Origin of the sequence: Candidatus Rhabdochlamydia sp. W815 (assembly GCF_018642185.1) — a bacterium.
Lineage (GTDB): Bacteria > Chlamydiota > Chlamydiia > Chlamydiales > Rhabdochlamydiaceae > Rhabdochlamydia > Rhabdochlamydia oedothoracis.
Window position 1 is genome coordinate 1 of record NZ_JAAVTY010000051.1, and the last position, 10,045, is coordinate 10,045.

Annotated in this window: 12 protein-coding genes and 1 pseudogene; 7 read left to right on the forward strand and 6 right to left on the reverse strand. The window is 35.9% G+C overall.

Annotation, left to right across the window (positions count from 1 at the left end; genetic code table 11):
• The first annotated feature begins 120 nt into the window (after positions 1-120).
• On the forward strand, positions 121-270 hold the full coding sequence (locus RHOW815_RS04655) for a hypothetical protein (RefSeq protein WP_215217176.1): 150 nt from the start codon (positions 121-123) through the stop codon (positions 268-270).
• Here the strand turns inward: RHOW815_RS04655 and RHOW815_RS04660 are convergent.
• Positions 259-537: a TipAS antibiotic-recognition domain-containing protein gene (locus tag RHOW815_RS04660; RefSeq protein ID WP_215217177.1), complete on the reverse strand. Its 279-nt coding sequence runs from the start codon at positions 535-537 to the stop codon at positions 259-261. The two genes, RHOW815_RS04655 and RHOW815_RS04660, sit on opposite strands and share 12 nt — an antisense overlap.
• Positions 538-617: 80 nt before the next feature.
• On the opposite strand from RHOW815_RS04660, the gene RHOW815_RS04665 reads away from it, so the two are divergent.
• Positions 618-827, forward strand: a complete 210-nt coding sequence (locus RHOW815_RS04665; protein ID WP_215217178.1) for a hypothetical protein — start codon at positions 618-620, stop codon at positions 825-827.
• A 19-nt stretch (positions 828-846) separates the two neighbouring features.
• On the opposite strand, the gene serS is transcribed toward RHOW815_RS04665, so the two are convergent.
• Positions 847-2,118, reverse strand: coding sequence for a serine--tRNA ligase (serS, locus tag RHOW815_RS04670; RefSeq protein WP_215217179.1), 1,272 nt, complete (start codon positions 2,116-2,118; stop codon positions 847-849).
• A 184-nt stretch (positions 2,119-2,302) separates the two neighbouring features.
• On the opposite strand from serS, the gene pyrG reads away from it, so the two are divergent.
• From pyrG to pgl, 5 genes are all read left to right on the forward strand, one after another.
• A complete protein-coding gene (gene pyrG, locus RHOW815_RS04675; RefSeq protein ID WP_215217180.1) occupies positions 2,303-3,907 on the forward strand; it encodes a CTP synthase in 1,605 nt (534 codons plus the stop codon).
• 3 nt (positions 3,908-3,910) lie between these two features.
• On the forward strand, positions 3,911-4,330 hold the full coding sequence (ruvX, locus tag RHOW815_RS04680) for a Holliday junction resolvase RuvX (protein WP_215217181.1): 420 nt from the start codon (positions 3,911-3,913) through the stop codon (positions 4,328-4,330).
• A 69-nt stretch (positions 4,331-4,399) separates the two neighbouring features.
• The gene (gene zwf, locus RHOW815_RS04685; RefSeq protein ID WP_215217182.1) at positions 4,400-5,932 is read left to right on the forward strand and encodes a glucose-6-phosphate dehydrogenase; all 1,533 of its coding nucleotides are present in this window, start codon (positions 4,400-4,402) and stop codon (positions 5,930-5,932) included.
• Position 5,933: 1 nt separating this feature from the next.
• A complete protein-coding gene (locus RHOW815_RS04690; RefSeq protein ID WP_215217183.1) occupies positions 5,934-7,031 on the forward strand; it encodes a glucose-6-phosphate dehydrogenase assembly protein OpcA in 1,098 nt (365 codons plus the stop codon).
• Entirely contained in the window at positions 7,025-7,774 is a 750-nt protein-coding gene (pgl, locus tag RHOW815_RS04695; protein WP_215217184.1) for a 6-phosphogluconolactonase, read from the forward strand. The genes RHOW815_RS04690 and pgl overlap by 7 nt, the downstream gene beginning before the upstream one ends.
• Here the strand turns inward: pgl and RHOW815_RS04700 are convergent.
• The 4 genes and pseudogenes from RHOW815_RS04700 to RHOW815_RS08575 all read right to left on the reverse strand — a co-directional run.
• Positions 7,726-8,358: a carbonic anhydrase gene (locus RHOW815_RS04700; RefSeq protein WP_245397489.1), complete on the reverse strand. Its 633-nt coding sequence runs from the start codon at positions 8,356-8,358 to the stop codon at positions 7,726-7,728. The two genes, pgl and RHOW815_RS04700, sit on opposite strands and share 49 nt — an antisense overlap.
• A gap of 98 nt (positions 8,359-8,456) precedes the next feature.
• Positions 8,457-9,368: a TerC/Alx family metal homeostasis membrane protein gene (locus RHOW815_RS04705; RefSeq protein ID WP_215217185.1), complete on the reverse strand. Its 912-nt coding sequence runs from the start codon at positions 9,366-9,368 to the stop codon at positions 8,457-8,459.
• Between the two features lie 79 nt (positions 9,369-9,447).
• Positions 9,448-9,651, reverse strand: coding sequence for a TauD/TfdA family dioxygenase (locus RHOW815_RS04710; RefSeq protein WP_256439912.1), 204 nt, complete (start codon positions 9,649-9,651; stop codon positions 9,448-9,450).
• A 74-nt stretch (positions 9,652-9,725) separates the two neighbouring features.
• Positions 9,726-9,908: pseudogene (locus tag RHOW815_RS08575) on the reverse strand (IS5/IS1182 family transposase); the annotation flags it as partial.
• Positions 9,909-10,045: the final 137 nt, after the last annotated feature.

A 10,045-nucleotide genomic window follows, 5' to 3' on the forward strand; every position in this document is an offset into this window, starting at 1 on the left:
CCAATTCAAACGGCTAGCTTAATGGGGTTCAAGTCAACGACTTGAAACTTGTCGTTAATCCTATATTTTTCTATACGATTGAATCGGAACCAATATATTCTAATATTTCCTGCACACTCTTTGCAAATCTTTCTCCAGAATATCCTCACTTTTGAAAAGATTTTAAACAGGCTCTTAGAAGAGATACCGAAAATAACAGATATTTTGAAATGTAGGATAAACGACAAGTTTCAAGTCGTTGACTTAAATCCCATTAAGCTAGCCGTTTGAATCGGCACTAGTATATCCCTCCCCTATCCCGGCATAGGATTCGCAGTTGGGAGTCCAGTATTTTTTCAACCATTCATAGTGGCGACGGATGATCTTCTGGACTTCCGCAGAGCCCGCTGAAGCGCGGTTTTTCCACTGCTTTGCAAGATCGTCAAGAATATGAACCCAGTCCTGATTGGTTTTTTCAAAATCTTCTTTGCTCATATTTTTGACATTTTCATTGGACTCTTTGATGGAATCCTTAATTGTAAAGGCTTCCAGAGTCATGAAATCCCAGGGCTTACGGATACTGCGTTTTATAGAGTTGTCTTGGATTATCAGTATCTAAAAAGTTTCTCTAACTAACTGTGCAAATTGTTTTAGCTCAGAAAACTTCGGATTTTTACAAGAAAGGGAAAATTATAAATTCAATTTATGGTCAAGAAAAACTAAAGAAATTATCAAATCTTTTTTATCAAAAAGCCCTGAGCAAAATGCACTTTAAAATAGATGAAGAATATGGTGTTACTTTTCTTGAATGCGCAGTTAAAAAGTTAAAAGCCTTAGGTGTCATTTAGAAGGCTGGGCTCAATGATTCTAGTTATGCGGTAATAGATATTCTTGTCCTTCTAGGTAAGGTTGAAGAGCTAAAGGAATATAAATGTTTCCATCTTTTTGTTGATGATTCTCAAGAAATGGAACTAAAATGCGCGGTGTTGCAATAGCTGTATTATTTAACGTATGACAGAATTTCACTGCACCATCTGATGTACGATAACGAACATTAGATCTACGAGATTGCCAATCGTGAAGAGAAGAACAGCTGTGGGTCTCTCGATACTTAGCTTCACTCGCTACCCAAGCCTCAATATCAAACATTCTTACTTTACCAAGCCCCATATCCCCTGTGCAACATTCAACAACTCTATAAGGTAATTCTAAATCTTGCATAATCTCTTCAGCGATTTGCAACAATTTATACAGCCACAAGAGAGATTCTTCTCTATCATTTTTACAAATGACAAATAGCTCGACTTTATAAAACTGATGTACACGGATAAGTCCTTTTACATCACGTCCTGCACTACCAGATTCTCTTCTAAAGCAAGGAGAAAACCCTGCATAGAGCATAGGCAATTGTTCTTCTTGTAAAATTTCTCCTGAATGCAGGCTATTGATAGGAACCTCGGCTGTACCTGAAAGATAGAGATTGTCTTTGGATAAAAAGTAGACCTGTTCTTTTCCTTCGGGAAAATGCCCTGTGCCATATAGAGCAAAATCTCGCACAAGCGATGGAACTGTGATAAGTTCAAACCCCTTAGAGCGTGCTTTACGCAAAGCAAATTGTAAAAGAGCCATGTCTAGCAAAACCATCTCATTTTTTAAGGCGTAGGTTCGAGACCCGCAAACCTGTGAAATTCTCTCTTCTGACCACCGATTTTTTTGTAAAATTTCTGTATGATTAAGAAAAGGAAAATCAAAGACAGGTGCCTGTCCCCATTTTTTAACGCCTACGTTAAAATCCTCATTTTCCCCAATGGGAGCTTCTTTAGCAGGAATATTAGGAACAAGAAGAAGATAGTCTCTTAAACGATGTTCTAAGTTATTTAAGATGGGTTTTAATTGTTCAATCTCAGATGCGATCTCTCTACCTTTTAATATAAAGTCCTCTCTTTCTTCTTTAGGACTTTGAGATACTCTTTTAGCATTAGCATTACGCTCTGTTTGCAAAAGCTCTATTTTTTTTTTACAATCTGCAACTTGGGCTTCGCATAGCAATAATTCCTGTAAATTCAGATTAACATTTTTCAGTCGTATTGCTTCTTGTACAATTTTTTGGTTGTCTTTAATAAATTTCAGATCGAGCATGGGATTTACTTAGAGTTTATTTTTTTAACACTTAACTTATAGCACACCTTTGAGAATTGTGCACTAAGGCTTTTTCTTCTCCTATTTAAAATTTCTTTTTATAAGCAATTCAAAGCTCCATTGAATAACATTGAATTTTAACTCTATTTAAGATTAAAATAGCTTTTTTTAGGATTTGAAATATATGCATAAAACAAAGTACGTATTTATTACTGGTGGGGTTGTTTCTTCTTTAGGAAAAGGCCTAACTTCCGCTTCAATTGCTATGTTATTGGAGAGTCGCGGTCTAGAGATTGGAATGCTTAAACTCGATCCATATTTAAATGTTGATCCTGGGACAATGAATCCTTTGCAACATGGAGAAGTATATGTCACAGATGATGGAGCCGAAACTGACTTAGATCTAGGGCATTACTTTCGTTATACACATGCCGAGCTTTCTAGACTGTCTAATACAACTTCAGGACAGATTTACGAGACTGTAATTAGACGAGAGAGGAAGGGTGATTATTCGGGAAAAACAGTTCAAGTCGTCCCTCATATCACAGATGAAATTAAACAGCGCATTTTGCATTGTGGAAAAGATTCCTTAAATGTAATTTTAATAGAGGTAGGAGGAACTGTTGGTGATATTGAATCTTTACCTTTTTTAGAAGCAATTCGTCAATTTCGCCATGAGCGCCCTGATCAATGTATAAATATTCATCTAACCTACGTTCCTTATTTAAAAGCAGCTGGAGAAGTTAAAACAAAACCTACGCAGCACTCTGTACAAATCCTAAGAGAAATTGGTATTATACCCGATATTATTCTCTGTCGTACTGAAAATGCTTTAAAAGAGGAAATTAAGGATAAAATCAGCTTGTTTTGTAGTGTGCCAAAGACAGGAGTTGTAGACATCATTGATGTGGAGAGCATTTATGAAGTACCCATTCATTTGCATCAACAACGCTTAGATGAAAAAATTTGCCAAATGCTGAAACTAAAAACTCCATCATCTAATTTGACAAAGTGGAAAAAGATGCTACACAACCTATCTAATCCCAAAGGTAAAGTAGTGATTGGCATTGTTGCCAAATACCTCCAACACCAAGATGCCTATAAGTCGGTTTTTGAAGCTTTAAAGCATGGAGCGCTAGCTAATCAACTTGATCTTGAATTTCGCTTATTTGATGCGGAAAAAATCCCAGATAGTTCATTTTTTACAGAAGAAAACTGTGATGGATATCTTGTACCTGGTGGATTTGGAGAAAGAGGATGGGAAGGAAAGATTCAAATTGCTAAACACTGTCGAGAGCAATACATCCCTTATTTTGGTATTTGCCTTGGCATGCAAGTGTTATGTACAGAGTTTGTTCGCAATGTAGTGGGTTTAAGTGAGGCAAATTCTACAGAAATTAACCCTGATACTAAAGATCCTGTTATTTCTCTTTTAAGCGAACAAACAGAGGTCACTAATTTAGGCGGCACTATGCGCCTAGGAGCTTTTGCTTGTCATCTTCTAGCCTCTACTAAAGCGGCAAAAGCCTATGGCGTGAGTAACATTTCAGAAAGACATCGCCACAGATTCGAATTTAATAATGCGTATAAAGAAATCTGTGAAAAAAAAGGACTGATTTTCTCCGGAATTTTTGAAGAGGGAAATCTTTGTGAAGTCGCAGAAGTTAAAAACCACCCTTGGATGATTGGTGTGCAGTTTCACCCTGAGTTTAAATCAAAACCTACAGCTCCCCACCCTCTTTTCAAAGAGTTTATTAAATCTTCATTTTCATATAGAAATAAGGAATAACCCTTGGGTAGGCTTTTAGGCATCGATTTTGGTTTAACCCGTATAGGGATTGCCATTTCTGATGAGCGAAAAATTATTGCTACAGCTCTTGGAAATATCAAGACAAAAGATAAACCCTTAGAGGCCCTAGAAAATCTTTTAGCAAAATATTCTTCTATGGAGGCTATTGTAGTAGGACTTCCTTTGTTATTAAATGGGAAAGAAGGAGATATGGCTCTACGTGCACGCATGTTTGCTGCAATTTTAGAAAGTCATTTTCAAGTGCCTATTATTTTTTGGGATGAAAGATTAAGTTCTGCTCAAGTAGAAAGGTTTTTAACAGAGTGCGGAGTAAACCGAAAAAAACGTGCACAAATCAGCGATGAACAAGCTGCTGCTCTCATCTTACAAGATTATCTTAATTGTCATTCAAAAAAAAATTAAGTATATATTTTACTAAAGACCTGATGAAATTTTGTATTGATAAAAAAATGAAACAAATAGCAAAAGTATATGCCTGATTCCCCTCTTCAAGAACCTGGAATATCCACTCGATTTGTAAATCCCTGTATTCTGGTTATTTTTGGTGCTACAGGAGATCTAACCGCTAGAAAACTGCTTCCTGCTCTTTATAACTTAGCAAGAGAAGGGCAACTTGCTCCCCAATTTGCTTGTGTGGGGTTTGCTAGAAAAGAAAAGACAAATGAACAATTCCGTGAAGAGGTAAAAGAGGCTCTTAATCAATTTTCCAGAGCTAAACCCATTGATGAAACTCTTTGGAAGCATTTTCAAGAACAGATTTTTTACTACCAATCAGAATTCCACAATGAACAAGGATATAAACGCCTGCAAGGTTTTTTGCAAACCTTAGATGTAAAGCTGGATACTAGAGGTAACCGTGTTTTCTACCTGGCTACGCAACCTAGTTTTTTCCCTTTGATCTGCAAAAATTTGCATAAAGCAGATCTTATTTACAAGCTCCAAGAAACAAAAAAGTTTTCTCGACTCATCATAGAAAAACCTTTTGGGCATGACTTATCTTCTGCTCAAGATCTACAACAAAAATTGCTCTGTTTTTTACAAGAAGATCAAATCTATCGAATCGATCATTATTTAGGTAAAGAAACAGTACAAAACATCTTAGTCTTTCGTTTTGCTAATTCCTTATTTGAATCTTTGTGGAATAGAAGTTATATAGACCATGTGCAAATTACCGTTGCTGAAAGTATGGGAATTGGCACTAGAGGAGCTTTTTGGGAAGAGGCGGGACTAATGCGCGATATTGTACAAAACCACATGATGCAGTTACTCTCGCTTATGGCTATGGAGCCTCCCATTAACCTAGAAGCGGACTCTATTCGCAATGAGAAGGTAAAAGTACTACAAGCGATCCGTCCTTTTAATGAAGGAGACATGAATCAACATGTGATACGTGGGCAATACGGTTCGGGTTATATCAATGCAGAGTCCGTAGCTGGTTACCGAGAAGAAAAAAATGTCTCTGCTACATCAAATGTGGAAACGTTTGCTGCTTTGCGCTTATTTATTGATAATTGGCGCTGGTCAGGGGTTCCTTTTTATTTACGAGCTGGAAAACGATTGCCTAAAAGAACGACTGAAATTGCGCTTGTTTTTAAGCATCCTCCAGGGATTTTATTTCAAAATGTAGCAAAAAAAAATGAAGCAAATGTTCTTGCATTGCGCATTCAACCCGATGAAGGTACTTCATTAAAGGTCAATTGCAAAGTTCCCGGATTAACAGGCCCTATTCAACCGGTAAAAATGGATTTTCGCTACGGTTCTTACTTTGGTATAAACCCTCCTGAAGCATACGAAAGACTGATTTTGGATTGCATGTTCGGAGATAATACCCTCTTTGCAAGACAAGATGAGGTGTATAATTCTTGGAAGTTTATTACTCCGATTTTAGCGTATTTCTCAGCTAATATAGACAAAGATTTCCCCAATTACGCCGCAGGCAGCTGGGGTCCAAAATCTGCAGACCAGCTTTTATTGCAAGACAGAAGAAAATGGAGGCTCATTTAAAATGACCTCTACTCCTTACCCTGTATCTCCTGCTTACATTGAGCGGGAATTAAAAAGAATTTGGGAATCTTTAGAAACAAAAAATATTACAAGAGCCTGTCTCTTTAATTTAATCTTTTTTACCTATGATAATCCCCGTAAAGCCTACTTTCAAAAAGTTGTTCACTCAGTAGTGGAAAAATTTCCTTCTCGTGTGCTTTTTATCACTATCGATCAAGCTTCTCAAAAAGAAGAGTTGGTTATACAGGTTTCTATGCTTTTTTCTGGGAAAGCAGAGTACGATGTAGCTTGTGACTATATTGAAGTTCAAGCATCTTACTCTTCTCAAATGCGTATTCCCTTTCTAGTCCTTCCTCATATTTTACCCGATCTGCCGGTCTATCTAGTCTGGGGAGAGGATTTAGGCCAAAACGAACCCCTACTGCAATCTTTAGAACCTTTAGCAAGCCGGATCATTTTTGATTCTGAAGCAACTTGTAATCTTTCCTTATTTGCAAAGTATTGCTTAAAGCAGCAAAGCATTCATTACGATATAGCAGATTTAAATTGGGCTCGAATAGAAAATTGGAGAGATATTCTATCCACTGTTTTTTCCTCTAAAGAAAAATTAGAAAGAATACAACAAGCGCAAACTCTACATATTTTTTATAATGCGCAGCAAAGTACGTTTTTCTGTCATGCAAAAATTCAATCTTTATACTTACAAGCTTGGCTTGCCTGTCAGCTAAAATGGGAATTTAAAAGCTTAGAAGAGCAACAGCAGAAAATGATTTGTACCTATCAAGGAAAATCAGGACCTATCCAACTTTTTATTTCTCCAGTTGTTCATACGCACTTACCTACAGGCCTAATCGTTTCTATAGAAATTCTGCTTAAAGATGCTTCTTCTTTTTTATTTTCTAGAGATACAGAGCAACAAAATCATATTACTGTACAAGAGACCACCCCTAAGCAATGCGCCCTTCCAGCTCGTTATATTTCTCCCAAGGGAGGGGCTGGACATTCTCTTGTTCAAGAAATTTGCCGTCGAGGTAATTCTACTCATTATTTACAAGTATTAAACCTTCTACAAAATACCCATTTAAAGAATCCATGCTAATAGAAACTATAAAACCTCGCCCTTTAGACGAATCTAAAAATCTCATCGTTCCTGGTAACTATCAAAAAACTCTGACCTTTTGCGTAGAGCATTTTATTGCCCTTTCTAAACAAGCCTTAGCCGATCATGGATTTTTTGCGGTTGCTCTGTCTGGTGGTAGTACTCCAAAGGTCATTTTTGAAAAACTTTGCTCATCTCCTTATAGAGAACAAATGAATTGGAACAATATCTATATTTTTTTCAGCGATGAACGCGCACTCCCTCCTGATGATCCTAATAGTAATTTTCACATGGCTATGCAAGCAGGTTTTAATAAAATGCCCATTCCTACTGAACAAATCCATCGCATGGAAGCAGAAGTAGACATCGAAAAAAACGCTTTAAAATACGAAGAAACCATCTATAGAGTACTTGGAAAACGTCCTTTTGATTTAATTATGCTGGGAATGGGGGAAGACGGACATACGGCTTCTCTATTCCCGTTTACAGAAGGGTTAAATATCACTGATAGATTATGTATAGCTAACTATGTACCCCAAAAAAAATGCTGGCGGATGACCTTAACTTTTAGTTGTATCAATCAAGCCTCCAATATTTGTATTTACGTATTAGGAGCAAACAAAAGATACATGCTAGCCCAGGTGCTTTTTCATCCTAGCCAAAAGACCTTACCTGTAGAACAAGTGGGTACGCCTCAATCCAAGGCGCTTTGGATTGTAGATGAAGCAGCTACCATTAGATGATTTTCGAAAAAATCCACCTTTCCGGTTTCTAAATAGTAATAGCCACCCACTATTTTTAACTTCTTTTTCTCAATAAGCTTAATAAGCACAGAAGTGTTTTGTATTTGCTCAACTACTTGGTTTATATTCGCTGTAATTGCATTGAACAGGTGATTTCCTTTTAGATTACGTGTCTTTTCTACAGCAGGCTCGATTAATTTGGCAATAGTTGGTATATCAGAAGCTTGGTTAGTAACAACTGCAGATACAGCTCCACACTTTTCATGACCTAGCACTAATACAACAGATGAGCCTAGATGATTTGCTGCATATTCAATGCTGTCTATACCAATCGCATCAATAACATTACCAGCTACTCGTATAATAAATAGATCTCCTAAGCCTTGATCGAAGATAATCTCTGGGGGAACCCTTGAATCCGAACAGCCTAAAATAATCGCAAAGGGCTTTTGCGTAGTCTTTATAGCTTTTCTACGCATACCGGTTCTATTGGGATGCTTTAATTTATCAGAGGTGAACCTCTTATTACCCTGAACTAAACGCTCTAATGCTTTTTCAGGAGAAATCGCGTTAACTATAGACATAAAAAAATAGTAAATAATACATAGATCGATTTGTTTAAATATTTTCTTGTATATTAGTTAAAACAACACTTGTCAAAAATTTTATAGACGCTTTAATTTTAATGTTTTCTCTTTAAAAAAAGAGGAAACATAATTGTAAAAGATAAAATAAGCAAGGTAATAATTAAAGAAATGCTAACAGGGATAGGGAAAATAGGAGAAAGTATGATTTTTAATGCTATGAAAAGTAACACTGCTGATAATCCAAAGCGCAAGTAGTGCAGTCTTTCAATCGATTGATAAATAGCAAAGTATAAAGAACGTAAACCTAAAATAGCAAAGACATTAGAGGTGTATATAATAAAAGGGTCTGTAGTTATAGCAAAAATAGCAGGAATAGAATCTATAGCAAAAAGAATATCTGAGCTTTCAATAACCAATAGAGCTAAAAAAAGAGTGGTAATTTTCCATTTATCCCCTTCTTTTAGGATAAAAAAATCTACGTTCTTTTCTTTACAAAGAGGAAAAATTTTTTTAAGAGCTTTCAGAACAGAAGAGTGCTGTATATCAAAAACCGTTTTTTGTTTGAGTAACTTGTAAGCCGTAAATACCAAGAGAACTGCAAAGATGTAAAGCACCCAATCGAATGAATGCACTAGTTTTACACCTAATAAAATGAATCCAATCCGAAAAAATAAAGCCCCTAATATCCCCCAAAATAAAACCCTTTGCTGCTGCTTTTTTGGAATTTGAAAAGATTGAAAAATCAATAAAAAAACAAATAAATTATCAAGGCTTAATGATTTTTCAATTAAATATCCCGAAAAAAATTGCAATGCCACCTCAGAGCCTTGCCAAAAATAGATTCCTAAATTGAAAATTAAAGCTAATAAGATCCAAAAACCAGTTACTATCCAAGCTATTTTAAAATCCGTAATACGAAAATTTCGATGAAATACCTTTAGGTCTAGGAATAAGAATCCTATAATCAAAATATGAAAAGCAACCCAAAACCAAATTGATAATCCCATATTGCGTAGAATAAGCTGAAAAAAAGATTCTAATCAAGAAAGACCGTTAACGGTCTTTCTTGAAATGCTTAAAAAAACTCTAGTGAATAGACAACCGAGAAACCAATTCCCGACGACCATTTTCTGGAAATCCTTTCCGTGCATGTAAAATACGTGTATTGTCAAAAATTAAAATATCGTTGCTTTGCCATTTAACAGCCATTTTAATTTTTGCAATAATTTGTTGAATCTGATCTATCACTTCACTTGGGATCTCCGTATCATCTTCAAAAGTTACGCCAATGGTCTCTTTAGTCTTTTCAGGATTATATTTAGGATTCGTCTCTTACATATCTTCCAAAAATTCTTAGAGCCTGTTTAAAATCTTTTCAAAAGTAGAGCAATAAAAGCAAGAACCAGCATATTCAGGCTTGTATGTAGTTTTTTTTCGCAATTTTTCCATAGCCTGCGACATTTTTCTATCCACGCAAAAGAACACTTTACAATTCATCTTCTAGAAATGACTATAAAAGTACGAAGTGCATGTCTTTTTGCTATTTCTAAGAGAATGTTTAAAATCTTCTCATTAAGGTATAATGATAGTTTTCATAAAACCTTTGGAGGTAGTTATGACCCGCTCTTATCCAAGCGATATTTCTCGTAAACAATTTAGCAAAATCCATCTAATACTTGAGTCT

What these genes read in the sequence shown, in the direction of transcription:
- pgl (WP_215217184.1), top strand. Translation starts at nt 7,025, where the DNA reads ATGCTAATAGAAACTATAAAACCTCGCCCTTTAGACGAATCTAAAAAT.
- zwf (WP_215217182.1), top strand. Translation starts at nt 4,400, where the DNA reads ATGCCTGATTCCCCTCTTCAAGAACCTGGAATATCCACTCGATTTGTA.
- RHOW815_RS04705 (WP_215217185.1), bottom strand. Translation starts at nt 9,368, where the DNA reads ATGGGATTATCAATTTGGTTTTGGGTTGCTTTTCATATTTTGATTATA.
- RHOW815_RS04690 (WP_215217183.1), top strand. Translation starts at nt 5,934, where the DNA reads ATGACCTCTACTCCTTACCCTGTATCTCCTGCTTACATTGAGCGGGAA.
- RHOW815_RS04700 (WP_245397489.1), bottom strand. Translation starts at nt 8,358, where the DNA reads ATGTCTATAGTTAACGCGATTTCTCCTGAAAAAGCATTAGAGCGTTTA.
- pyrG (WP_215217180.1), top strand. Translation starts at nt 2,303, where the DNA reads ATGCATAAAACAAAGTACGTATTTATTACTGGTGGGGTTGTTTCTTCT.
- RHOW815_RS04660 (WP_215217177.1), bottom strand. Translation starts at nt 537, where the DNA reads ATGACTCTGGAAGCCTTTACAATTAAGGATTCCATCAAAGAGTCCAAT.
- serS (WP_215217179.1), bottom strand. Translation starts at nt 2,118, where the DNA reads ATGCTCGATCTGAAATTTATTAAAGACAACCAAAAAATTGTACAAGAA.